At 62.8% G+C, this 22880-nt stretch carries 22 protein-coding genes; 13 read left to right on the top strand and 9 right to left on the bottom strand.

Annotated features, from left to right (window positions below):
* Positions 1–106: 106 nt before the first annotated feature.
* Positions 107–2284: a malate synthase G gene (locus tag TU75_RS03295; RefSeq protein ID WP_060548192.1), complete on the top strand. Its 2178-nt coding sequence runs from the start codon at positions 107–109 to the stop codon at positions 2282–2284.
* A gap of 156 nt (positions 2285–2440) precedes the next feature.
* Here the strand turns inward: TU75_RS03295 and TU75_RS03290 are convergent, their stop codons facing one another.
* Positions 2441–2887, bottom strand: coding sequence for a response regulator (locus tag TU75_RS03290; RefSeq protein ID WP_003238032.1), 447 nt, complete (start codon positions 2885–2887; stop codon positions 2441–2443).
* Between the two features lie 245 nt (positions 2888–3132).
* Here TU75_RS03290 and TU75_RS03285 point away from each other — a divergent pair, with 245 nt between their 5' ends.
* The 8 genes from TU75_RS03285 to TU75_RS03250 all read left to right on the top strand — a co-directional run bounded on the left by TU75_RS03285 (position 3133) and on the right by TU75_RS03250 (position 11921).
* Positions 3133–5055: a putative nucleotidyltransferase substrate binding domain-containing protein gene (locus TU75_RS03285; RefSeq protein ID WP_060548231.1), complete on the top strand. Its 1923-nt coding sequence runs from the start codon at positions 3133–3135 to the stop codon at positions 5053–5055.
* Positions 5052–5759, top strand: coding sequence for a 3'-5' exonuclease (locus tag TU75_RS03280; RefSeq protein WP_060548191.1), 708 nt, complete (start codon positions 5052–5054; stop codon positions 5757–5759). Before TU75_RS03285 ends, TU75_RS03280 begins: the two co-directional genes overlap by 4 nt.
* 100 nt (positions 5760–5859) lie before the next feature.
* Positions 5860–6378, top strand: a complete 519-nt coding sequence (locus TU75_RS03275; protein ID WP_003238039.1) for an RNA polymerase sigma factor — start codon at positions 5860–5862, stop codon at positions 6376–6378.
* Positions 6375–7337: a FecR domain-containing protein gene (locus TU75_RS03270; RefSeq protein WP_173664753.1), complete on the top strand. Its 963-nt coding sequence runs from the start codon at positions 6375–6377 to the stop codon at positions 7335–7337. Before TU75_RS03275 ends, TU75_RS03270 begins: the two co-directional genes overlap by 4 nt.
* Positions 7338–7430: 93 nt before the next feature.
* Positions 7431–9860 (top strand): TonB-dependent siderophore receptor, encoded by a 2430-nt coding sequence (locus TU75_RS03265; protein ID WP_060548189.1) that lies wholly within the window; start codon positions 7431–7433, stop codon positions 9858–9860.
* Between the two features lie 63 nt (positions 9861–9923).
* Entirely contained in the window at positions 9924–11027 is a 1104-nt protein-coding gene (locus tag TU75_RS03260; RefSeq protein WP_060548188.1) for a PepSY-associated TM helix domain-containing protein, read from the top strand.
* Positions 11024–11209: a hypothetical protein gene (locus TU75_RS03255; protein ID WP_060548187.1), complete on the top strand. Its 186-nt coding sequence runs from the start codon at positions 11024–11026 to the stop codon at positions 11207–11209. The genes TU75_RS03260 and TU75_RS03255 overlap by 4 nt, the downstream gene beginning before the upstream one ends.
* Positions 11210–11291: 82 nt before the next feature.
* Positions 11292–11921 (top strand): glutathione S-transferase, encoded by a 630-nt coding sequence (locus TU75_RS03250; protein ID WP_060548186.1) that lies wholly within the window; start codon positions 11292–11294, stop codon positions 11919–11921.
* A 249-nt stretch (positions 11922–12170) separates the two neighbouring features.
* Here TU75_RS03250 and creD read toward each other — a convergent pair whose 3' ends face one another.
* Genes creD through rloA2 form a run of 4 tightly spaced genes read right to left on the bottom strand, consistent with a single transcriptional unit; the run spans position 12171 to position 16188 of the window.
* Complete coding sequence (creD, locus tag TU75_RS03245) at positions 12171–13517, bottom strand: cell envelope integrity protein CreD (protein ID WP_060548185.1); 1347 nt, start codon at positions 13515–13517, stop codon at positions 12171–12173.
* Positions 13518–13570: 53 nt separating this feature from the next.
* The gene (gene creC / locus TU75_RS03240; protein WP_060548184.1) at positions 13571–15010 is read right to left on the bottom strand and encodes a two-component system sensor histidine kinase CreC; all 1440 of its coding nucleotides are present in this window, start codon (positions 15008–15010) and stop codon (positions 13571–13573) included.
* Positions 15010–15678: a two-component system response regulator CreB gene (gene creB, locus TU75_RS03235; protein WP_003238055.1), complete on the bottom strand. Its 669-nt coding sequence runs from the start codon at positions 15676–15678 to the stop codon at positions 15010–15012. Before creB ends, creC begins: the two co-directional genes overlap by 1 nt.
* Before the next feature lie 9 nt (positions 15679–15687).
* The gene (gene rloA2 / locus TU75_RS03230; protein WP_003238058.1) at positions 15688–16188 is read right to left on the bottom strand and encodes a retropepsin-like aspartic peptidase RloA2; all 501 of its coding nucleotides are present in this window, start codon (positions 16186–16188) and stop codon (positions 15688–15690) included.
* A gap of 173 nt (positions 16189–16361) precedes the next feature.
* On the opposite strand from rloA2, the gene TU75_RS03225 reads away from it, so the two are divergent.
* Positions 16362–17249 (top strand): 1-acylglycerol-3-phosphate O-acyltransferase, YihG family, encoded by an 888-nt coding sequence (locus TU75_RS03225; RefSeq protein ID WP_015373128.1) that lies wholly within the window; start codon positions 16362–16364, stop codon positions 17247–17249.
* Here TU75_RS03225 and TU75_RS03220 read toward each other — a convergent pair.
* Positions 17246–17818, bottom strand: coding sequence for a DUF2780 domain-containing protein (locus TU75_RS03220; protein ID WP_003238063.1), 573 nt, complete (start codon positions 17816–17818; stop codon positions 17246–17248). The two genes, TU75_RS03225 and TU75_RS03220, sit on opposite strands and share 4 nt — an antisense overlap.
* Before the next feature lie 129 nt (positions 17819–17947).
* Here TU75_RS03220 and TU75_RS03215 point away from each other — a divergent pair, with 129 nt between their 5' ends.
* From TU75_RS03215 to TU75_RS03205, 3 genes are all read left to right on the top strand, one after another.
* A complete protein-coding gene (locus TU75_RS03215; protein ID WP_060548183.1) occupies positions 17948–18574 on the top strand; it encodes an RNA polymerase sigma factor in 627 nt (208 codons plus the stop codon).
* A complete protein-coding gene (locus tag TU75_RS03210; protein ID WP_060548182.1) occupies positions 18571–19248 on the top strand; it encodes an anti-sigma factor in 678 nt (225 codons plus the stop codon). The genes TU75_RS03215 and TU75_RS03210 overlap by 4 nt, the downstream gene beginning before the upstream one ends.
* Before the next feature lie 85 nt (positions 19249–19333).
* Positions 19334–19792 (top strand): anti-sigma factor domain-containing protein, encoded by a 459-nt coding sequence (locus TU75_RS03205; RefSeq protein WP_060548181.1) that lies wholly within the window; start codon positions 19334–19336, stop codon positions 19790–19792.
* A 70-nt stretch (positions 19793–19862) separates the two neighbouring features.
* Here TU75_RS03205 and fdhA read toward each other — a convergent pair whose 3' ends face one another.
* The 3 genes from fdhA to TU75_RS03190 form a co-directional block, all read right to left on the bottom strand.
* On the bottom strand, positions 19863–21062 hold the full coding sequence (gene fdhA / locus TU75_RS03200; protein ID WP_060548180.1) for a formaldehyde dehydrogenase, glutathione-independent: 1200 nt from the start codon (positions 21060–21062) through the stop codon (positions 19863–19865).
* A 183-nt stretch (positions 21063–21245) separates the two neighbouring features.
* Positions 21246–22103: a formyltetrahydrofolate deformylase gene (purU, locus tag TU75_RS03195; protein WP_003234431.1), complete on the bottom strand. Its 858-nt coding sequence runs from the start codon at positions 22101–22103 to the stop codon at positions 21246–21248.
* Between the two features lie 10 nt (positions 22104–22113).
* Entirely contained in the window at positions 22114–22746 is a 633-nt protein-coding gene (locus TU75_RS03190; RefSeq protein ID WP_060548179.1) for a sarcosine oxidase subunit gamma, read from the bottom strand.
* Positions 22747–22880: the final 134 nt, after the last annotated feature.

Raw genomic sequence — 22880 nt, 5'->3', positions numbered from 1 at the left:
TTTAGTCTGATGTTCACAAGCACAAATCATCATGTAGTATGCCCAACCGTGTACTACATAATGAACATCAGATAAAGCGCATAAGCTCCGCAGAGTGAGGCAAGCAATGACTGAACACGTTCAAGTCGGTGGCCTGCAGGTCGCCAAAGTCCTGTTCGACTTCGTCAACAACGAAGCGATTCCCGGCACCGGCCTCACGGCCGAGCAGTTCTGGGCCGGCGCCGACCAGGTCATTCACGACCTCGCGCCGAAGAACAAGGCCCTGCTCGCCAAACGCGACGATTTCCAGGCGCAGATCGACGCCTGGCACCAGGCTCATGCCGGCCAGGCCCATGACGCGGTGGCCTACAAGGCCTTCCTGCAAGACATCGGCTACCTGCTGCCGGAAGTCGCCGACTTCCAGGCCACCACCGAGAACGTCGACGACGAAATCGCCCGCATGGCCGGCCCGCAGCTGGTGGTTCCGGTGATGAACGCGCGCTTTGCCCTCAACGCCTCCAACGCCCGCTGGGGCTCGCTGTACGACGCGCTCTATGGCACCGACGCCATCAGCGAAGCCGACGGCGCCGAGAAGGGCAAGGGCTACAACAAGGTGCGTGGCGACAAGGTCATCGCGCTCGCCCGCGCTTTCCTTGACCAGGCCGCGCCACTCAGCGCCGGCAGCCATGCCGAGTCCACTGGCTACAAGATCGTCGATGGCGTGCTCATCGTCGCCCTTAAAGGCGGCAGCAACAGCGGCCTGCGCGACGATGCCCAGCTCATCGGCTTCCAGGGCCCGGCAGCCGAGCCGATTGCGATCCTGCTGAAAAACAACGGCCTGCACTTCGAAATCCAGATCGACGCCAGCACCCCGGTCGGCCAGACCGATGCAGCCGGCATCAAAGACATCCTGATGGAAGCCGCACTCACCACCATCATGGACTGCGAAGACTCCGTGGCCGCCGTTGATGCCGACGACAAAGTGGTGATCTACCGCAACTGGCTCGGCCTGATGAAGGGTGACCTGGCGGAAGAAGTCGCCAAGGGCGGCACCACCTTCACCCGCACCATGAACCCGGACCGCGTCTACACCGGCGTGCACGGCGAGGACGTGACCCTGCACGGCCGCTCGTTGCTGTTCGTGCGTAACGTGGGTCATCTGATGACCATCGACGCAATCCTGGACAAACACGGCAACGAAGTGCCCGAAGGCATTCTCGACGGCCTGCTCACCAGCCTGGCGGCAATCCACAGCCTCAACGGCAGCAGCAGCCGCAGCAACAGCCGCACCGGCTCCGTGTACATCGTCAAACCGAAGATGCACGGCCCCGAAGAAGCCGCGTTCACCCACGAGCTGTTCGGCCGCATTGAAGACGTGCTGAACCTGCCACGCAACACCCTCAAGGTCGGGATCATGGACGAGGAGCGCCGCACCACGGTCAACCTCAAGGCCTGCATCCAGGCGGCCAGTGAGCGCGTGGTGTTCATCAACACCGGTTTTCTCGACCGCACCGGCGATGAAATCCACACCTCCATGGAAGCCGGCGCGATGGTGCGCAAGGCCGCCATGAAAGCGGAAAAGTGGATCGGTGCCTACGAAAACTGGAACGTCGACGTTGGCCTGCGCGCCGGCCTGCAGGGCCGCGCCCAGATCGGCAAAGGCATGTGGGCCATGCCCGATCTGATGGCCGCCATGCTCGAGCAGAAAATCGCCCACCCGCTGGCCGGTGCCAACACCGCCTGGGTGCCGTCGCCCACCGCGGCCGCCCTGCATGCGCTGCACTATCACAAGGTCGACGTATTCGCCCGCCAGGCCGAACTTGCGCAGCGCGAACGCGCCTCGGTGGACGACATCCTGACGATTCCGCTGGCCAGCACTACCGATTGGTCTGACGAAGAAATCCGCAACGAGCTGGACAACAATGCCCAAGGCATCCTCGGTTACGTGGTGCGCTGGATCGACCAGGGCGTAGGCTGCTCCAAAGTGCCGGACATCAACGATGTAGGCCTGATGGAAGACCGCGCCACCTTGCGTATCTCCAGCCAGCACATTGCCAACTGGCTGCGCCACGGCATCGTCAGCCAGGCCCAGGTGCTGGAAAGCCTCAAGCGCATGGCGCCGGTGGTAGACCGCCAGAATGCCGGGGATGCGCTGTACCGGCCGTTGGCACCGGACTTCGACAGCAACATCGCGTTTCAGGCGGCGGTGGAGTTGGTGATTGAAGGAACCAAACAACCCAATGGTTACACCGAGCCGGTGTTGCACCGCAGGCGTCGGGAGTTCAAGGCCAAAAACGGGCTGTAAATGAAAAAGCCCTGATCGTGAGATCAGGGCTTTTTCTTTGGTTTGCGGGTAACTGGACTGGCGCTATCGGGAGCAAGCTCCCTCCCACATTTGGAAGGTATTCACAGCTGGACCTGTGGGAGTTGCTTGCGATGAGGCCAGCAACCTCATCCAACATCAGGAAATCATCCCCAACTCCTGCTTCACCATCTGCGCCAACTTCACGCTATCAATCGGCTTGAGCAAAAAATCCACCACACTCAAATGCATCGCTTCAATCACATCCGGCGCCTCGGCGTCACCCGACATGATGATGATCGGCAACGCTGCGCGGGTGGACTCACGCACCTGGCGGATCAACTCAAGACCGCTACCGGGGGCCATGCGCAGGTCGGTAATCAACAAGCCGATCGAGCTGCTGGTTTTCAATAGCTCCCACGCTGCCTCACCACTGTCGGCCGTCATGCAGCGAATGCCGTCCAGCCCCAGGATCTCCGCCAGCAGTTCACGCGCATCCTTGTCGTCATCAACAATCAACACACGTTGTGGCGGTAAATCAGGCTCCAGCATCACGGCGCTAAGCGCCTCGCGCTCGGCATCACTCAAAATATCGTGGTCGGACATACAGTTCTCAGCAGTTCTAATCAATCTCGCAGCACACTCGTCAGACATCTGCGCAAGGGCGTTCAATGTGCACTTCGTCGGAAACTTTGCCTAGTGGGCGTTCCACGGGGTTTCCATGACGGTCCCATAGGGTTTTCCCTAGTCCATGCAGTCACTTCGCTACCTAGACTTACGTCCAATGGGCACCCGCCGTGCACGAGTCGACCATGCAGCACGATAACGACAAAAACATTGCGGTCACTGTTATGAGTAAAGCTGATGCTTTCACCCAGGCGGGAAAAACCGCCGTCTTGCAGAATATCCACGGCACCCTGCAATTCCTGCAGCGTTTTCCACCCTTCAACCAGATGGAAAACGCACACCTCGCGTTTCTGGTGGAGCAATGCCAATTGCGCTTCTACGGCCCCGGCGACAGCATCCTCAAGCCGTCGGGCGGGCCAGTAGACCACTTCTATATCGTCAAGCAAGGCCGCGTGGTGGGCGAGCGCCCGGACTCGACCGAAACCACCTTCGAAATCACCACAGGTGAGTGCTTTCCGCTGGCCGCGTTGCTCGGTGAACGGGCAACCCGCACCGAACACAAAGCCGCTGAAGACACCTTCTGCCTGCAACTGAACAAGCCGGCCTTTATCAAGCTGTTTGCGCTGTCCAGCCCGTTCCGCGATTTCGCCTTGCGCGGCGTCAGCAGCCTGCTGGACCAGGTCAACCAGCAGGTGCAGCAAAAGGCCGTGGAAACCCTCGGCACCCAATACTCCCTGAACACCCGCCTGGGCGAATTGGCCATGCGCCATCCGGTCATGTGCAGCCCGCAGACACCGCTGCGCGAAGCGGTGACGCAGATGCACGAGCAGCAAGTGGGCAGCATCGTGATCGTCGACGATCAGCAGGCGCCCCTGGGCATCTTCACCCTGCGCGACCTGCGCCAGGTGGTGGCCGACGGCACCGGCGACTTCAGCCAGGCCATCGTGGGGCACATGACCCAGGCGCCGTTTTTTCTCACCCCGGACCACAGCGCCTTCGACGCCGCCATCGCCATGACCGAACGGCACATCGCCCACGTGTGCCTGGTCAAGGACCAGCGACTGTGCGGCGTGGTGTCCGAACGCGACCTGTTTTCCCTGCAACGGGTCGACCTGGTGCACCTGGCGCGCACCATCCGCAACGCGCCCAGGGTCGACCACCTGGTGGCGATGCGCGGCGAGATCGGCCAACTGGTGGAGCGCATGCTCGCCCACGGTGCTTCGTCCACCCAGATCACCCACATCATCACGCTGCTCAACGACCACACGTTGTGCCGGGTGATCGAGCTGAGCCTCGCCGAAAAGGGCGACCCGGGCGTGCCGTTCAGTTGGCTGTGCTTCGGCAGCGAGGGTCGCCGCGAACAGACGCTGTACACCGACCAGGACAACGGCATCCTGTTCGAGGCCAGGGACGCCGCTGAAGCCGCCGAGCTGCGCGGGCGGCTGCTGCCGTTGGCGCAACAGATCAACCAGAGCCTGGCGCTGTGCGGCTTCAGCCTGTGCAAGGGCAACGTCATGGCCGGCAACCCCGAGCTGTGCCTGTCACGCGCCGAATGGGCGCGCCGGTTTGCGGCGTTCATTCGCGAGGCCACCCCGGAAAACCTGCTGGGTTCGAGCATCTATTTCGACCTGCGCGTGGTGTGGGGCGATGAGCAGGGCTGCGAGCAACTGCGCCAGAGCATCCTTGACCAGGTCGCCGACAATCGGCTATTCCAGCGCATGCTGGCCGAGAACGCCCTGCGCCAGCGCCCGCCGGTTGGACGCTTCCGCGACTTCGTGCTGACGCGCAACGGCGCCGAAAAAGCCACCCTGGACCTCAAGGTGCAGGGCCTCACGCCATTCGTTGACGGCGCCCGCCTGCTGGCCCTGGCCAATGGAATCCACGCCAATAACACCCTGGAGCGCCTGCGCCAGCTGGTGATCAAGGCCGTGATCGAGCCGCTGGACGGCGCCGCGTATGAAGAGGCCTATCACTTTATCCAGCAGACCCGCATGCAGCAGCACCAATTACAAAGCCGGGAAAACCAACCGTATTCCAACCGCGTCGACCCGGACAGCCTCAACCACCTGGACCGGCGCATCCTGCGCGAATCCCTGCGCCAGGCCCAACGCCTGCAGACCAGCCTGACGTTGCGGTATCAGCTGTGAGCTGGTTCGGCTGGCTGCGTCAGAAAACACCGGGGCTCGACGCCGCGCAACAGCAGCGCCTGGCGCAACTGCCCACACCCTGCGCACTGGGCGACGCTTCTTTGCGCAGCCAGCGCTGGGTGGTGCTGGACCTGGAAACCAGCGGCCTGAACCTCAACCGCGACCAGGTGCTGTCCATCGGCGCGGTGGTGATCGAGGACGGCGCGGTGGACTTCTCGCAACTGTTCGAACGCACGCTGCACCGCGCCGACAGCCGGCTGCGCCCCAGCGTGCTGATCCACGGCCTGGGCCCCAGCGCCATCGCGGCCGGCAGCGACCCGGTAGAGGCGTTGCTGGACTTCATGGCGTTTGTCGGCGACAGCCCGCTGCTGGCCTTCCATGCGCCGTTCGATCAACACATGCTGGGCCGCGCGCTCAAGGACAGCCTGGGCTATCGCCTGGCCCACCCGTTCCTCGACGTGGCCGAGATCGCCCCGCTGCTGTGCCCCGACACGCCACTGCGTGAAGCCGGGCTGGACGACTGGATCCATCACTTTGGCCTGCACGTGGGTGAACGCCATCACGCCAGCGCCGATGCCCTGGCCACGGCGGAACTGATGCTGATCCTGTTCAGCCGCGCGCGCCGCCAACACATCGACTCGCCAAAGGCCTTGCAGGAACGCCTGGGCCAATGGAGACGGCGCAAACACGCGCCATCGTTTTAGTGTCATCTCCCGACAAACGCCAATTGCGCCTGCCCGATGCCTCTGCCACAATCGCGAATAATTCTCGTTAGTTTAAACAATTCGTTTATCCGGTGATGCCTTGTCGTCAGTCCAGCCTCCCCACAGTGAGCTTGTTGGCGCGTTGTACCGCGACCATCGTGGCTGGCTGCTGGCCTGGCTGCGGCGCAATGTGGCCTGCGCCAGCCGCGCCGAAGACCTCAGCCAGGACACCTTCGTGCGCCTGCTGGGGCGTACCGAACTGCGCGAACCCCGCGAACCGCGCGCCTTTCTGGTGGCCATCGCCAAGGGCCTGCTGTTCGACTACTTCCGTCGCGCGGCGCTGGAACAGGCCTACCTCACCGAATTGATGCTGATCCCGGAGAGCGAACATCCCTCACCCGAAGAACAGCAATTGATCCTCGAAGACCTCAAAGCCATCGACCGCCTGCTCGGCAAACTCTCGAGCAAGGCCCGCGCCGCGTTTCTGCACAGCCGCCTCGATGGCATGGGCCACGCCGAAATCGCCCAGCGCCTGGGCGTCTCCGTGCCACGCGTGCGTCAGTACCTGGCCCAGGGGATACGCCAGTGCTACATCGCCTTGTACGGCCAGCCGCTGTGATAGGCGCCAAACCGGTCTCGGCCCGAGTGCTGGATGCCGCGATTGCCTGGCAACTGTCCCTCGACGCGGGCGACGCCAGCGCGGTGGAGCAGGAAGAATTGCGCAAATGGCTGGCCAGCGATGCCGAACACGCCCGCGCCTGGCGCCAGTTGGGCATGCTCGATCAGCGTTTCAGCGCAGCCTCGGGCCCGGCACGCGCGGCCTTGCTGCAATCGCGCGACGGCATTCGCCACCGCGTGCGCAAGCTGGGCCGGGGCCTGGCGAGTATCGCCCTGGTGTGCGGGCTCGCACTGTTTGCCGGTGAGCGCTACGTGCCGCTGCATTACTGGCTGGCCGACAAACGCACCGCCACCGGCGAGCAACGCACCCTGACACTGGCCGATGGCACCTCGATCAACCTCAACACCCACAGCGCCATCGACGTGCGCTTTGATGAAAAGCGCCGCCTGATCGTGTTGCAGGCCGGGGAAATTCTGATCGAAACCGGCCATGACGACGCGCGCCCGTTTTACGTGCAAACCCCCGACGGCAGCCTGCGGGCGCTGGGCACGCGGTTCATGGTCAAGCGCGAAGACGACGCCACGCGCCTGAGCGTCTTGCAGTCAGCGGTGGCGGCGCAGCCTGAAAAGTTGCGTCAACCACAGATCGTCAAGGCCGGCCAGCAAGTGCTGATGCGCAGCGATGGCCTGGGGCCCGTGTTGGCCGCCTCCCCCGGCGCCGACGCCTGGACGCGCGGCATGCTGGTGGTCGACAACGCGCGTCTCGGCGACGTGATCAAGGAGCTCGGCCGCTACCGCAGCGGCCACCTGGGCGTGGACAAAAACGTGGCCGACCTGCGTATCACCGGCAGTTTCCCGCTGCGAGACACCAACCTGGCGCTCAATGCATTGCTGCCGACGCTGCCGGTGCAGATCGAGCAGCACACGCCGTGGTGGGTGACGGTGAGCGCCAAGCCTTAAAAAATCCAAAAAATATTGACCCCCTGCCCTATCACTTTCCAATTCTCATCCGGCACCTAGGCAATCAAGAGATATTTTCAGGAGCCGCCCTTCATGTCCCGCACGCTCAACACCCTGTTGCGCCCCAGCCTGTTAGCCGTGGCCATTGCCTTCGGCACCCCGCTCGCCAGCCCCTTGCTGCTTGCCGCCGAACAAGCCGCCAGCGTGCGCGCCTACAACCTGCCGTCTGCGCCTCTGGCCAGCACCCTGAACCAGATCGCCAGCCAGGCCGGACTTGCGCTGACCCTCAACCCGACCCTCGCCGCCGGCAAGACCTCGGCACCGGTCAAGGGTCAGTTCGATGCACAGAGCGCGCTGCGTGAAGCGTTGCGCGGGACGGGGCTGCAACTGGAGCAAGGCACGGCAGGGACGTTTACGTTGGTGCCGATTCCGGACGGGGTTGTGGCGTTGCCGCAGACCAGCGTTATCGGGCAGGGGGAGTATGAGAGTGCGTGGGGGCCGGTGGAGGGTTATGTGGCCAAGCGCACCGCCGCCGGCACCAAGACCGACACCGCACTGGTCGAAGCGCCGCGATCGATTTCCGTTGCCAACCGCCAGCAGATGCAGGACCGCAATGTCCAGAACCTGGACGATGCCGTCAAATATATGCCCGGCATTGTGTCCGCCAGCTACGGCAGCGACACGCGCTACGACTGGATGCGCGTACGTGGCTTCGAACCTACTCAATTTCTCGACGGCCTACCGCTACCGCGCGGTGTGTACGCCAACCCTAAAGCCGAAACCTGGAATCTGGACCGCCTCGCCCTGCTGCGCGGCCCGGCCTCGTCGGTCTATGGCCAGACCCCGCCGGGCGGTCTGCTGGACATGGTCAGTCGGCGTCCCAGTGCACAATCGAGTAACGCGGTGCAGGTGCAATACGGCAGTGACAACTACCGTCAGATCAACTTCGACAGCACCGGCAAAATCGACGACCAAGGCCAATTTCTCTACAGCCTCAGCGGTGTGCTGCGTGATGCGGGCACCCAGGTCGACCATATCGACAATAAGCGCTACAACATCGCGCCTAGTCTGACCTGGAATATCGACACCGATACCACGCTGACCCTGCTCTCACAGTTCACCCGTGACGATACCGGCACTACTAGCCAGTTCCTGCCGATCCAGGGCACCAAGATCAAATCGCCGCTGGGCGAGGTTTCCCACCACAAGAACCTTGGCGACCCCGATTACGATTTCTACGACCGCACCTACTACGCACTCGGCTACGCGTTCGAGCATCGCTTCAACGACACCTGGCAATTCAAGCAGAACCTGCGCTACACCAAGTCCGAGTTGGCGTTCCAGCAGTTGACGGTCGGCTCCTTCGCATTCTCCCCTGCCGATGCCAATGGCAATATCAGCCGCTCCTCGACCAATGTGGATGAGGACATCAGCCAGTTCGCAGTGGATAACAATTTCCAGGCTGACTTCGCTACCGGCGAGGTCACTCACACTCTGCTGCTGGGTCTGGATCATCAACGCACCGACACCTCTTACCTGGCGATTTTCGGCGACGGCGGCACCACTAATATTTTCAACCCGGTCTACGGCCAGCCGATCGTGCGCCCGGCGCGCTCGACGGCCTTCTATGACTACAACCAGAAAACCGTGCAGACCGGCCTTTACGTGCAGGACCAAATGGCCCTCGATAACTGGCGCCTGGCTTTGGGCGGCCGGGAAGACTGGGTACACCAGGGCACCACCTACTTCAATAAGAACGACGCCACCAATACCGACCGCAGCAAGAACTTCAGTGGCAACGCGGCGCTGAGCTATGTGTTCGACTCCGGTTTCGTGCCCTACCTCTCCTACGCAGAGTCGTTCCAGCCCGCGAGCAACGCCAGCGTGGACCCCGTCCAGTCGTTCAAACCCACCGAAGGCCAGCAGTGGGAACTGGGAGTGAAATACCAGCCGCCCGGCTCGAACACACTGCTCAGCGCGGCGGTTTACGACCTGACCCAGAAAAATGTGCAAGTCACCCGCTTCCAGTCCGGTGGCGCCTCGGTCACCGATCAGACAGGCGAAGTGAAAGTCAAAGGCCTGGAATTGGAAGCCGTGTCTGACGTGACCGACAACCTCAAGGTAATCGCGGCCTATACCCTGGCCAAGTCTGAAGTGCAAAAGGGCCAATACAAAGGCAACCGCCTGCAATTGATCCCTAATCAGCAAGCCTCACTGTGGACCGATTACACCTGGCATATCGGATCACTCGACGGTTTCGGTATCGGCTTTGGCGCGCGCTACACCGGCAACACCTATGGCGACCAAGCCAACACCTGGACCGGCAAAGCCAATGCCTACACCGTGTTCGACGGCACCGTGCACTATGACCTCGGACGTCTGGACAACAGCCTCAAGGGTGCATCGGTGAAAGTGAACGCCACCAACCTGTTCAACAAGGATTACATTTCCACCTGTGACGGTTCCTACTGCTACTTCGGCGACCAACGCAGCGTCGTCGCCAGCGCTACCTACCAGTGGTAAACCGCTGAGCTAATAACCAGGCCGTCCTCCGGGGCGGCTTCGGTGCGTCTGAAGGCTAGAAAAATGAAAAGCAAAACCATCCGCCGCTGGTCCTTCATCCACACCTGGACCAGCCTGATCTGCACTGTTTTCCTGCTGCTGCTCGCCCTCACCGGGTTGCCGCTGGTGTTCCATCACGAGATCGACCACCTGCTGGGCAACGAGCCGACGCTTGCGCAGATGCCGGCCGACACGCCGCAGCTCGATCTGGAACAACTGGTCGCCAAGGCCCAGGCCCATCGACCGGGCGAGGCCATGCAATACCTGGCCTGGGACGAGGACGACAAAAACGGGGTGATCGCGATCATGGCGGCGACGGCCGGCACCGAGCCCAATTCGTCGCACACCTTCATGCTTGACGCGCGCACCGGTGAATCGGTGGACATGCCGTCGGCCAATGGCGGCTTCACGCTGTTCGTGCTGCGCCTGCATGTGGACATGTTCGCCGGCCTGCCGGGCAAGCTGTTGCTGGCGTTCATGGGCGTGCTGTTTGTGCTGGCGATTGTCTCGGGCACGGTGCTGTACCTGCCGTTCATGCGCCGCTTGAAGTTCGGGACGGTGCGCCAGGATAAATCCACGCGCCTGCGCTGGCTCGACCTGCACAACCTGCTCGGCGCGGTCACCCTGACCTGGGCCCTTGTGGTGGGCGTAACCGGCGTGATCAGCGCCTGCGCCGACCTGATCATCGCCGCCTGGCGCACCGACAGCCTCAGCGCCATGATCGAACCCTACAAACACGCCCCGCCGCTGACGCAACGCGCACCGGCCAGCGAGTTGCTGAACATTGCCGCCAGGGCCGCGCCGGGCATGCAACCGGACTTCATCGCTTTCCCCGGTACGCGTTTTTCCAGCGAGCACCACTACGCCGTGTTCATGAAGGGCAGCACGCACCTGACCTCGCACCTGCTCACCCCGGTCCTGATCGACGCCCGCACCCTGGCCGTGACCGCCATTGCCGAGCGGCCGTGGTACATGGACGCCATGGGCATGTCGCAGCCGTTGCACTTCGGTGACTACGGCGGCATGCCGATGAAAATCCTGTGGGCATTCCTGGATGTGCTGACCCTTATCGTGCTGGGCAGCGGCGTGTACCTGTGGATCGTGCGGCGCAAGGCGGGCAAGGCATGAAACCGCGCCAGTCGAGTTTCTGGAAGGTGTTTGCCCTACCGCTGGGGATCGGCCTGCTCAGCGCGGCCGGGCTGTTTGCGGCGCTGTTGGGGGATGGGCTGTGGGACGTTTTGAGCTGGCTGGGGTTGGGGGTTCCTGCAGTGATTGGCACCTGGGGGCTGTTGGGGCGGCGCGGCCGATGAGACCCGCAAAAACACCACAATCCCCTCGCCAGCCATCGCCCAACCTTCTAGGCTAGGCTCCAGCCCATTTCGAGGAATGCCCATGTCCACGCCCAGCATGACCTTGTTCCACAACCCCGCTTCGCCCTTCGTGCGCAAAGTCCGTGTGCTGCTGATCGAGACCGGCCAGCAGGATCGCGTGGCGCTGCACAACTGCGTGCCAACGCCTGTCAGCGCGGACGCCGAGGTGGTGCAAGGCAACCCTGTCGGCAAAATCCCGGCCCTGCGCCTGGCCGATGGCAGCATGCTGCATGACAGCCGGGTGATCCTTGATTACCTCGATCACCAGCATATCGGCAACCCGCTGACGCCTCGCGACGGCTCGGCCCGCTGGCGCCGCCTGACCCTGGCCTCGATGGCCGACGGCATCCTGGATGCCGCCGTGCTGACGCGCTACGAAGTCGCTCTGCGCCCGGTGGAAAAGCACTGGGCTGCATGGCTGGATGAACAACGCAACAAGATACGCCGCATCCTCGACGAGCTGGAACACGAGGCAACGGCCGAGCTGACCAGCCACTTCGACATCGCCGCCATCAGCGTGGCCTGTGCACTGGGCTACCTCGATTTCCGCCATGCGGACCTGCAATGGCGGGCGAATAACCCCAAACTTGCGCAGTGGTATGCCGAGGTCAGCCAGCGTCCTTCGATGCTGCAGACCCAGCCACCTGCCTGACATTCTGTGGCGAGCGGGCTTGCCCTAATGCCGTTGAGTTAAGCGCAGATTCCCTGTGGCGAGCAGGCTTGTCCTGCGTTGGGCTGCGCAGCAGCCCCACAACCAGGCGCTGAGCCGTATCAGGTTCACCGCGTTTTGCTGGATTGGGGGCGCTTCGCACCCCAACGCGGGGCAAGCCCGCTCGCCACAACAGCGTGTTGATCCTGCTCACCAACTGGTCCCTTAACTGTTGATCCTCGCGCAAGCCCATCATGGCTGAGCCCCCTTGCGTCGGCCCACGCCGTACCAATCCAGTTTGCGCGTCAGCACCATCACTGTGCCGAGCAGGGCGAACAACAGCAGTGAGCCCATCAGCAGCGCATAATCCTCGGCGCTGAGCAGTCCGTACAACAGGCCATACAGTGCCGCCAACCCCGCCGAAAACCCCAGGCCATGGGCAACGCTGCGCAGCACATGACACACGTAAAACCCGATCAACAGCACACAGGCACTCGCCGAGATCAGATAGGCCAGGGCGAACCCCAGGTGCTCGGCCAACGACAGCAGCAGCAGGTAAAAGAAGGCCAGGGCCGCGCCCACCAGAGCGTACTGGATCGGGTGCACTGCCAGGTTCTTCAGCACTTCGAACAGGAAGAAGGCGCCAAAGGTCAGGGCGATGAACAGCAACGCGTATTTGATCGCGCGGTCGCTCTTGAGGTACTGGTCTACCGGGTCGATGAAGTTCACGCCGAAGCTGCGGTTGTTGAAGTCGTCACAGGCCTGGCGGTCCAGGCAGGTCTGCAGGGCCTGCTCAAGGTTGGTGGCGAAAAACGAGGTCTGCCAGTGGGCGGTAAAGCCCTTGTCCGTAACGTCCCTTTGCGTCGGCAGGAAGTTGCCGATAAAACTGGGGTGCGGCCAGTTGGACGCGAGTGACACCTGGCTGGTCTTGCCTACCGGCACCACTTGCAACTGCTCGGTGCCTTGCAGGCGCAGGTCAAAGGCGAACTCCAGCGCGGCGGGCTTGTGGCTGTCCAGCGCCGGCAGCGCCACGTGCACGCCCTCCCCCAGCCAGTCCACCTGGGAGCCCGGCGCGAATTCAAGGCGCTGGCTGCCCAGTTCCAGTTTCAGCGCATTTTCGATGCCGCGAATATCGCTGACACCCACCGCCAGAAACGCCGGCTCAAAGCGGTAATCGGCAAAATGCTCGGTAATGCCCAATTGCTCTGGCAACTCGAAACGCCCGCTGATGCGGTTATTGGCATGGAACAGCCGCGCCTGGTAAATGCCCCGTGCACGCAGTTCGGTCTGCACCTGGCCGTCGAGCTCAAAACGCTCCGGCAGGAAATACAGACGGCCGCGTTCTTCACGGGTTTGTTCGTAGCGTTGATTGAGTTTTTCATTGAGCTTCCACTCGCGCACGGTCCTGCGATACGGCACTACCATCACCGGCCCGGTGAGGCGCTGTGCGTAACTGGAGCTGCGGGCGATATCTGTCAATACGTCGTCGCGCCTCTGCTGGCGGTCACTGATGATGCCGTTGATCATCAGCAGCGGAATCAGCAACAGCAACATCAACAGCGCAATGGCGCCAAGTTTGAAAAGCAGGCTGCGGTTCATCGGGGCTCTCCCTGTTTTGGATGGGCAGAGCGTGAAACCCGCATGTGGGCGATTTATGTGGGCATCGTGGAGACTGTGTGGAGATGCAGCACCACTTGCACGCCGCCCGGCACATTGCCGATGTCCATGGCGCCGCCGTGCAGCTTCATCACTTCCTCGACAAAGTTGAGGCCCAGGCCGGTGCTTTTGCGTCCGCTGGCCGGGCGCGGCAGAGAGTAAAAGCGCTCGCTCAGGCGCGGCAGTGCGTAGTCAGGAATCGGCTGCGCCTGGTTGAACAGACTGACGTCTACATCGTGATGCAGCACCTGCGCGCTGAACCTCAGCGTGCCGCCCGCCGGGGTGAAATCCAGGGCGTTATCCAGCAGATTGCCCAGGGCCTGGCGCAACAGAAAGGGCTCGCCGAACACCTGCACATCCGCCGCAATGGCCTGCTCGACTTGCAGCCCGGCCCCTTCGATACGCGCGCATTGCGCCTTGAGCACCTCATCGACCAACGCGGCCAGCGAGATACTCGCCTGCTCGTCCAGCCCCTGGCGCTGTTCGACCTGCGCCAGATTCAGCAGGCGTTCGATCAACTGCTGCAGGCGCGCGCTTTCACTGTCGATATTGCCGACGAAGCGCTGCTGCTGCTCGCGGCTCATGTCGCCCTGCAACAACTCCGCAGCGCCGCGAATCGCCGCCAGCGGGCTTTTCAATTCGTGGGTCAGGGTGTGCACGTAATGCTCAACGTACGCCTTGCCTTCCAGTTGCGTGCGCATGTGCTCCACGGCGGTGGACAACTGCTTGAGCTCACCGCCACGATAATGCGGCAACTCGGCACGACGTCCTTCGCTGACCGCCTCGGCATAGGCGGTGAGGCGCCGCAAGGCAGCGCTCAGCCACCACGACAGCAACGCGCCGAGCAGCAGGCCGAGAACCACCAGCCCGGCGCCGTACCACAGCAAGCGGCGCTCGGTGCGGTCGACATAGGGCTGCAATGAGCTGTTGGGCTTGGCCACGGTGACCACGCCGATGATCTGGCCGTGGTCGCGGATCGGCGCGCCCACGTGCATCACCGACGAGGCCGGGTCGTCGGGGTCGCTGCGGGTGGAACGCGCGCCGTACTCGCCACGCAGGGTCAGGTACACGTCGTTCCAGCGGGAATAGTCCTGGCCCAGCGCTTGCCCCGTGGAGTCGAGCAGCACACGGCCCTGGGCGTCGGTCACGTAGATGCGGTGGTTGACCTGGTTTTTCGGCAGGCCCCAGATGGTCGCGCCCGGTTGGCGGCTGCCGTAGGCCTTGAGCAGTTCGGGCCAATGGCTTTGGCCGAGGGTGCCGTTCTGCACGTCATTGCGCAGCACTTCGGCCAGCAGGTTGGCGGTGTCCACCAGGGTTTCCTCGGTGGACTGACGCACGCCGGGGCGAATTTCGTTCATGACGGTGCTGAGCACGAAATAACCGGTAAGGCCGATAAACAGCGCATACACCAGGAAAATCCGCAGCCCCAGGCGCATCAGCTGTTGCCGGGGCTGTAGCTGTAGCCGAGGCCGCGATGGGTCTGGATCGGCTCGGCCTGCGCCGCCACGCTGCGCAATTTGCTGCGCAGGCTTTTGATGTGAGTGTCGATATTGCGCTCGTAGCCGGCGTCGGCGGGCACGCCCACCGCGTCCAGCAGTTGCTCGCGACTGAATACCCGCTCGGGCTGTTCCAGCAGGCTCTGCAGCAGGCGGAATTCATGGCGGGTCAGGCTCAGGGGCTGGCCGCGATAGGTGATCTGCATGCGCTCCAGATCGATCTGGAACACCGCCGGCGCCACCACCGGGCCGACCCGCTTGAGAATCGCCCGCACCCGCGCCGCCACTTCACGCGGGCTGAACGGCTTGACCACGTAGTCGTCGGCGCCGATCTCCAGCCCCACCACCCGGTCGATCTCGCCATCCCGGGCGCTGAGGAACATCACCGGCACTTCGCTGAAACGGCGCAGTTGCTTGCAGGTTTCAAAGCCGCTGATGTCCGGCAGGCCAATGTCGAGAATCACCAGGTCGGCCGGGGTCTGGCGCTGATGCGCAAGCGCCGCCTGGCCGAGGGTCAGCCAGGTGGTGGTGAACCCTTCGCCCTGCAGGGCGAAGATCAGCGTATCGGCAATTGCGGCTTCGTCTTCGACAATCAGGATGTGCGCCATGGCGGTCCGTCAGCAGTCCGGTTTATCGGCAGTGTAGCGCCGCGCCGGGTTCACCGCCGCGCCGAATTCGCGCAAGGCCTTGGCGCCGATCAGCAGCGGATAGTTGAAGCTGCTGCGGTCGGTGAGGTTGACCTCGACAGTGCGTTTGACGTCGCCCAGGCACATTTCCAGGTCAATCACCGGGCGTTTGGTCACGCTGGACTCGTCCTTGTCGTCATCCTCGTCGGCGCGGCTCTTGATTTTGCTGATGCGCGCAACCTTGTGCTCGTAGACCTTGTTCGACGCGTCCTGGCCGCCGAGGCGAAAGCGCACCCAGTCGTCGCCGTCGCGGGTGAAGGTCTGGATGTCGCGGGCCGACAGCGAGGCGGTGAGCGCACCTGTGTCCATCTTGGCCTTGAAGGTCTCGCCGATCTCCGGCAACTGGATGTATTCATAGCGCCCGTAGAGGGTCGGTTCGGCGGCCATGACGGGCAGGGCAACCAGGGTGAACGCGGCAAGGAGCAATTTCACGGCGTGATTTCCTCGAAAGAAGGTGGGCGGATTCTAGACCGCAAACCCGGCACTTAGTTGGATGACCGAGCATAGCGTGCCCGGTGTGAAACATTCGTCGGGCGATTTGCGATTTGGCCTGCGGACGTTGCTTGCTTATGATGAGCGGCCCACAGGAATTCCAAGAGTTGCTTATGCGCCGCCTGCTCACCGGCTGTTGCGTCACGTTGCTGCTGTTGCTCAATACGCTGATCCTGATCGGCCCGTTGCTGGTGTTCGCGCTGCTCAAGCTGGTCGCGCCAGGGCGCTGGCGTGACCATGCCTCGGCGGCGGTGATGTGGATCGCCGAGACCTGGGCCGAGATCGACAAGCTCATTTTCTCGCTGTGCATCCCGACCCAATGGGACATTCGCGGCGGCGCCGACCTGCGACGTGACACCTCCTACCTGGTGATCAGCAATCACCAGTCGTGGGTGGACATCCCGGCCCTGATCCAGGCACTCAACCGGCGCACGCCGTTCTTCAAGTTTTTTCTGAAAAAAGAACTCATCTGGGTGCCCTTTCTGGGCCTGGCCTGGTGGGCGCTCGACTACCCGTTCATGAAGCGCTACACCAAGGCGTTCCTGGCCAGGCACCCGGAGCTGGCGGGGCAGGACCTGAAGATCACCAAAGAGGCGTGCGAACTGTTCAAGCGCCAGCCGGTGACGGTGGTCAATTACCTGGAAGGCACGCGGTTCAACGAAGCCAAGCGGGCACAGCAGGCGTCGCCGTTCAGCCGCCTGCTCAAGCCCAAGGCGGGCGGCGTGGCGTTTGTGCTGGCGGCGATGGGTGAACAGCTGGACGCGATCCTCGACGTGACCGTGGTCTATCCACAGCAAAGGATCCCCGGATTCTGGGACTTGATCAGCGGCGGCGTGCCAACGGTGATCGTCGATATACGCACCCGCGAGCTGGATCCGGCGTTGTGGCAGGGGGATTACGAGAACGATCCGGTGTTTCGCCAGACCGTCCAGAACTGGGTCAACCAGCTCTGGAAGGAGAAAGACGCGCGCATCGAACAGCTGCGCGCGCAGCAGGTTTAGCTGCCGGTGCCCCAGGCCTGGGCCAGCTTGCCCAGTACCGAGCCGTTGGCCCCCTGACTGCCCAGGTATTGCAGGATCACTGGCGCAAACTGGCCGATCATCCCGCTGTCCATGCCCAGGGCGCTGAACGCCGTGTTCAGGTCATTGGTGTTTTTCACGTTGCCCAGCAGGCCGTCCAGGCCGCTGGTCTTGCTGCCGCCGCTCTGGCCGAGCATCCCGCTCAAGGCCCCGAGGCTGCCCAGTGCATTGTCGCCGGACAGCTTGTCCAACCCCGGCACGCTCTTGGCCAATTGCGAATAATCGTTGCCGCTCAGTTGGTTTTTGGCCAGGCCCAGCATGGCGCCGGTGCCGCCAACGGCCTGTTCGGGGGTAACGTTGAGTTGCGAGGTGAGTGCGCTCAGCAAACCGGCCGTCTCGGACGACGGTGCGGCGGCAGCGGCCTTGTTGTTGCCACCCTGCATGCCGGAAATCGCATTGGCCGCATCACCCAGGCTGAACCCTGCGGCAAACACCGGGGCCGCTACCAAGGTCATCAGGCAGGAAAAAGCGAAACCGCGTGAAATCTTCATCGAAACAACCTCTGCAGGTGGGGGGTGAAAGCAGGTGTTGGACTGGCGATGACAGGGCTTGTTCCCAACCGCATCCGAAACGCTGCGGCCTGCGTATAGCACTGACAGGCCGCCTCGGAGCTGGATGGAATGACTGCGCAAATTGAATTACCCTCTGCCCACCGTGCGCAGTCCCGTCGCCCTCGTTCGAGAGCCTGGAGAAACCCCATTACGCTGACCGATGCTGACCCATTACGCCCGCTGCTGGCCCAATGCGCCCTGGGCAACCGCCAGGCGTTCGAAACTCTGTACCGCAGCGTTTCGCCGCGCCTGCACGGGATAGCCTACCGCTTCATGGGCCGTTCGGACCTCGCCGAGGAGGTCTTGCAGGAGGCCTTCGTGCGCATCTGGTACAACGCGTCGCGCTACGAGCCACACCTGGCGGCGCCCATGACATGGATGGTGAACATCACCCGCAACCTGGCCATCGACCACTTGCGCAAACGCCGTGAGCAGCCTCTCGCTGATGGCCAGCAGGACGCCCTACTCGACGACAGCCCCAGCGCCCACGACCAGCTCGACAGCGAACGCAACGCCCGCGCACTCAACCGCTGCCTGGACACCCTCGACGGCATGCAGCGCCAATCGATCACCATGGCTTACTTTCGAGGCCTGTCGTGCTCGGAGCTGGCCGAACACCTGGCGGCCCCCCTGGGCTCGGTCAAATCCTGGATTCGTCGCGGCATGGAGCGCCTGCGCAGGTGCCTTGAATCATGAACTACCACACCACCGCCCTGCGCCGCGCCCTGGCCGCCGACTACGCAATCGGCCTGATGCCCGCCACCGCCCGTCGCCGCTTCGACGCCCTTCTGCTCAACGATGCCGCGCTGCGCGCAGAGCTTGGGCATTGGCAGGAGGCGCTTGCCAGCCTCACCGGCAGCCTGCCCGAACGCGCCGTGCCCGATCACGTGTGGGCAAGCATCCAGGCGCGGATCGAGCCGCAGCGGGTGCACGTACCGGCAAAAAAACCGTGGTGGATGAAGGTGCGCCTGCTGGCTGCCGCATGCGCCTTGATCGCGGCAGTGTTGACCGGCGTGCTCTACCAGCGCGACACGGGCCTTGCATACCGCGCCACGCTGGTCGCCGCCGACCAGCAGCCGGCGTTGCGGATCGACACGTTTGCCGATCACCTGCAGGTTGAACCACTGGCCCTGGCCGCAGTGACGCCTGCGCAGGCATTGGAATTATGGGTTATTCCAGCGGGTGGCAAACCGATCTCCCTGGGGTTGGTGCCGACTGCAGGCAAGGGCAGAATTCAGCTGAGCGAGGCGCAGCAAACGCTGCTCCAGGCCCCGGCCACCCTTGCTGTCACCCTCGAACCCGAAGGCGGTTCACCGAGTGGCCAACCTACCGGACCAGTGCTATATAAAGGCCAATTGGCATCACTCTGACGAAGATCGCCGACGATGGGTTCAGGAACCCATCGTCATTGGCAAGGTCCATGCTCTGACTACAAAATTTGTCAGGAAGAGACTTATGACTGCGATCCAAACCCCAGTGATTGAGCACAAGCCTCCATTCTGGAGCCGCCCTCGCCTGTTTATCGGCGCCTGTGTCGTCGTGGTGGCCGGTGTCGGCGGTGCGCTCTACACCAAAGACAGCGTCAAATCCGCCGCCACCCTGGTGACCACCGCCCAGCAGCCGGCCGCGCAGATCATGGCGCACAAGGATTACCTGGAAGTGCAGCCGATTGCCGCCACGGCACCGGCGCCCGACCAAAGCCTGGAACTGTGGGCCCTCCCCGAAGGCGGCACGCCCGTTTCCCTGGGGCTGTTGCCCGAGGACGGCAAAGGCATCATCGGCCTGAACCCGCGCCAGCAGGAAACCATCAGCAAACCAGTGGAGTTGATGGTGAGTTCGGAAACCAAGGGCGGTTCACTGAGCAAGCAACCGACAGGCCCGACGGTGTACCAGGGTGCACTGGCCACTCGCTGATTCCCCTCCCACCGTTGTTTTTCGGCAAAAAAAGGGCGACCCATGGGTCGCCCTTTTCATTGGCACAACGTTAAGCAGCGCTGAACAGCTTGTGCGGATCGATCACAAACTTCTTCGGCACACCTGAATCGAACTCGCCGTACCCACGCGGCGCGTCATCCAGGCTGATGACCTGCACGCCGACAATGTCGGCGATGTTGATGCGGTCCCACATGATCGCCTGCATCAGTTGGCGGTTGTACTTCATCACCGGCGTCTGCCCGGTGTGGAAGCTGTGGGATTTGGCCCAGCCCAGGCCAAAGCGAATGCTCAGGCTGCCCATTTTCGCGGCGGCGTCCACCGCGCCAGGGTCTTCGGTCACGTACAAACCCGGAATACCGATCTTGCCCGCCACGCGCACCACGCCCATCAACGAGTTGAGCACGGTGGCCGGCGCTTCGGCCTTGACGCCGTCATGCCCGTGGCCGCGCGCTTCGAAGCCCACGCAGTCAACGGCGCTGTCCACTTCGGGCTCGCCCAGCAGTGCGGCGATCTGTTCGTGCAGCGGGGTGTCGGTGGACAGGTCAGCAATTTCGAAACCCTGAGCCTTGGCGTGCGCCAGGCGGACCGGGTTGACGTCGCCGATGATCACCACCGCCGCGCCCAGCAGGCGCGCGGAGGCCGCAGCAGCCAGACCGACCGGGCCGGCACCGGCGATGTACACGGTGCTGCCTGGGCCAACGCCGGCAGTGACGGCGCCGTGGTAGCCGGTCGGCAGGATGTCGGACAGGCAGGTCAGGTCGCGGATTTTCTCCATGGCCTTGTCGCGGTCCGGCAGTTTGAGCAGGTTGAAGTCGGCGTACGGCACCAGCACGTATTCAGCCTGGCCGCCGGTCCAGTCGCCCATGTCGACATAGCCGTAGGCGCCACCGGCACGGGCCGGGTTGACGGTCAGGCACACGCCGGTGTGTTGTTCCTTGCACGAGCGGCAGCGGCCGCACGCCACGTTGAATGGCACCGACACCAGGTCGCCGAGTTTCAGGTTCTCGACGTCGCTGCCCTTCTCGATCACTTCGCCGGTAATTTCGTGACCGAGCACCAGGCCGGTCTGAGCGGTAGTGCGGCCACGCACCATGTGTTGGTCGGAGCCGCAGATATTGGTGGAAACCACGCGCAGGATGACGCCGTGTTCAATCTTCCTGCCACGGGGGTCCTGCATTTTGGGATAGTCGATTTTCTGTACTTCGACCTTGCCGTTGCCGAGATACACGACACCACGATTACCAGACATGCTTTCACCTCGCTGTTGTTTTTATGGAACTGCGTTGCCCTTGGGGCAGCGCGTTAAATGCTCGGGTTACAGATGCTGTTTCTTGTGTTGCTTGTAAGGGCCTCATCGCAGGCAAGCCAGCTCCCACAGTGGATCGGGTTCACACACCCAGAATGTGGGAGCTGGCTTGCCTGCGATAGCGATCTAGAGAACGACGGTGCGATTGGCATTCAAGAACACCCGCCGCTCAATGTGATACCCCACCGCCCGCGCCAACGTCAGCCCTTCGATGTCCCGCCCCTTGGCAATCAAGTCCTCGGGATAGTGGCTGTGGTCCACCACCTCCACGCCCTGGGCGATGATCGGGCCTTCATCCAGATCATTGTTGATGTAATGCGCCGTGGCACCGACCAGCTTCACCCCCTTGTTGTACGCCTGGTGATAAGGCTTGGCACCCTTGAACCCCGGCAGCAATGAGTGATGAATATTGATCGCCTTGCCGTCCAGCTTGCGGCACAGCTCCGGCGACAGCACTTGCATGTAGCGCGCAAGGATCACCAGTTCCGCGCCCGTCTCCTCAATCACCTGCCACACCTGACGCTCCTGGGACGGTTTGTCGTTGGGGTCGAGGGGGAAATGGTAGTAGGGAATCTGGTGCCAGTCGGCCAACGGCTGCAAATCAGGGTGATTGGACACCACCGCGACCACGTCCATCGACAGCTGACCGATGCGCTGGCGGTACAGCAGGTCGTTGAGGCAGTGATCGGCCTTGGACACCATGATCACCACTTTTGGCCGGTAGTTCGGCGCCGTCAGCTCGAAGATCATGCCAAAGGCTTCACCACGCGTGGCCAGGCCATCGCGGAAACCCTGCTCGTCAAAGCCGTCTGGCTGGCGAAATTCCACCCGAATAAAAAATCGTCCCGAGAGGCGGTCATCGAACGAATGGTGCTCGGTGACGTAGCAGCCCTGTTCGAACAGGTAGCGGGTGACCGCGTCCACCGTGCCGAGCACGCTGGGGCAGTCGGCAGTCAAAATCCATGTATCGGGTGCGCGGCTCATGGTTTATTCCTCAGGCGTGAACACTCAGGCCGAACTCGGCCGAGGCATCCTGCAGCCACAACCACCAGTAATCCGAGAAGCTGCGACGAATCAGCAGCTCCCAGGTGTCTTCTGCCGTGTGGCGGATCACCAGTTGCGACTTGGCGAATACCGTGCCCACCGCCTTGCCCACGGGGAAGTTGTTGGGGTGAACGTCGTAGCTGGTGGACTTCATCAGCACGTCGCGCACGTTCGGGCCGCTCAGTTCGAGAATCTGCTGGCCGCCGCTGACGTTGACGATCTGGATATGCAACTCGCCCAGGGCGGCGCGCAGGTTCTGCTCGGCGGCGAATTCTTCACCGCTTGCCACGATGAGCAACCACTCATCCGGGCCGAGCCATTGCAGGCTGGTTTCGCCCTTGATGATCACTTGCAGGGCGCCGGGCAACTCGATGCCCAGAGCCTTGTGCACGCCGGCGGCGAACGCGGCATCGTGGCCGTCACCACGAATGGTCAGGTGGCCGAGGAGTTTCTTTTCGCGCACGGTCACGCCGGCATTGTTACGGCCCTTGCCCACCAGGCTGGCGAGGTCGGCATGGTGCAGCGACGACTCGGCCTTGGCACCGGTGGTGGGGCGTTGTTGGTAAACGTTGGCTGCTGTCATAAAGCACCTGTTTGAATTCTGTAAGTCTCGCAGTGACTGTTCGGGCCTCATCGCGGGCAAGCCCGGCTCCCACATTTTTGAATTGCGAACACATTCAAAATGTGGGAGCTGGCTTGCCTGCGATGCAGGCACCG

This window comes from Pseudomonas poae, from assembly GCF_001439785.1.
GTDB classification, from domain to species: Bacteria; Pseudomonadota; Gammaproteobacteria; order Pseudomonadales; family Pseudomonadaceae; genus Aquipseudomonas; species Aquipseudomonas poae.
This window is presented reverse-complemented; position numbering and strand designations above follow the sequence as displayed.

What these genes read in the sequence shown, in the direction of transcription:
- TU75_RS03295 (WP_060548192.1), top strand. Translation starts at nt 107, where the DNA reads ATGACTGAACACGTTCAAGTCGGTGGCCTGCAGGTCGCCAAAGTCCTG.
- TU75_RS03290 (WP_003238032.1), bottom strand. Translation starts at nt 2,887, where the DNA reads ATGTCCGACCACGATATTTTGAGTGATGCCGAGCGCGAGGCGCTTAGC.
- TU75_RS03285 (WP_060548231.1), top strand. Translation starts at nt 3,133, where the DNA reads ATGAGTAAAGCTGATGCTTTCACCCAGGCGGGAAAAACCGCCGTCTTG.
- TU75_RS03265 (WP_060548189.1), top strand. Translation starts at nt 7,431, where the DNA reads ATGTCCCGCACGCTCAACACCCTGTTGCGCCCCAGCCTGTTAGCCGTG.
- TU75_RS03260 (WP_060548188.1), top strand. Translation starts at nt 9,924, where the DNA reads ATGAAAAGCAAAACCATCCGCCGCTGGTCCTTCATCCACACCTGGACC.
- TU75_RS03255 (WP_060548187.1), top strand. Translation starts at nt 11,024, where the DNA reads ATGAAACCGCGCCAGTCGAGTTTCTGGAAGGTGTTTGCCCTACCGCTG.
- TU75_RS03250 (WP_060548186.1), top strand. Translation starts at nt 11,292, where the DNA reads ATGTCCACGCCCAGCATGACCTTGTTCCACAACCCCGCTTCGCCCTTC.
- creD (WP_060548185.1), bottom strand. Translation starts at nt 13,517, where the DNA reads ATGAACCGCAGCCTGCTTTTCAAACTTGGCGCCATTGCGCTGTTGATG.
- creC (WP_060548184.1), bottom strand. Translation starts at nt 15,010, where the DNA reads ATGCGCCTGGGGCTGCGGATTTTCCTGGTGTATGCGCTGTTTATCGGC.
- creB (WP_003238055.1), bottom strand. Translation starts at nt 15,678, where the DNA reads ATGGCGCACATCCTGATTGTCGAAGACGAAGCCGCAATTGCCGATACG.
- TU75_RS03225 (WP_015373128.1), top strand. Translation starts at nt 16,362, where the DNA reads ATGCGCCGCCTGCTCACCGGCTGTTGCGTCACGTTGCTGCTGTTGCTC.
- TU75_RS03220 (WP_003238063.1), bottom strand. Translation starts at nt 17,818, where the DNA reads ATGAAGATTTCACGCGGTTTCGCTTTTTCCTGCCTGATGACCTTGGTA.
- TU75_RS03215 (WP_060548183.1), top strand. Translation starts at nt 17,948, where the DNA reads ATGACTGCGCAAATTGAATTACCCTCTGCCCACCGTGCGCAGTCCCGT.
- TU75_RS03210 (WP_060548182.1), top strand. Translation starts at nt 18,571, where the DNA reads ATGAACTACCACACCACCGCCCTGCGCCGCGCCCTGGCCGCCGACTAC.
- TU75_RS03205 (WP_060548181.1), top strand. Translation starts at nt 19,334, where the DNA reads ATGACTGCGATCCAAACCCCAGTGATTGAGCACAAGCCTCCATTCTGG.
- fdhA (WP_060548180.1), bottom strand. Translation starts at nt 21,062, where the DNA reads ATGTCTGGTAATCGTGGTGTCGTGTATCTCGGCAACGGCAAGGTCGAA.
- purU (WP_003234431.1), bottom strand. Translation starts at nt 22,103, where the DNA reads ATGAGCCGCGCACCCGATACATGGATTTTGACTGCCGACTGCCCCAGC.
- TU75_RS03190 (WP_060548179.1), bottom strand. Translation starts at nt 22,746, where the DNA reads ATGACAGCAGCCAACGTTTACCAACAACGCCCCACCACCGGTGCCAAG.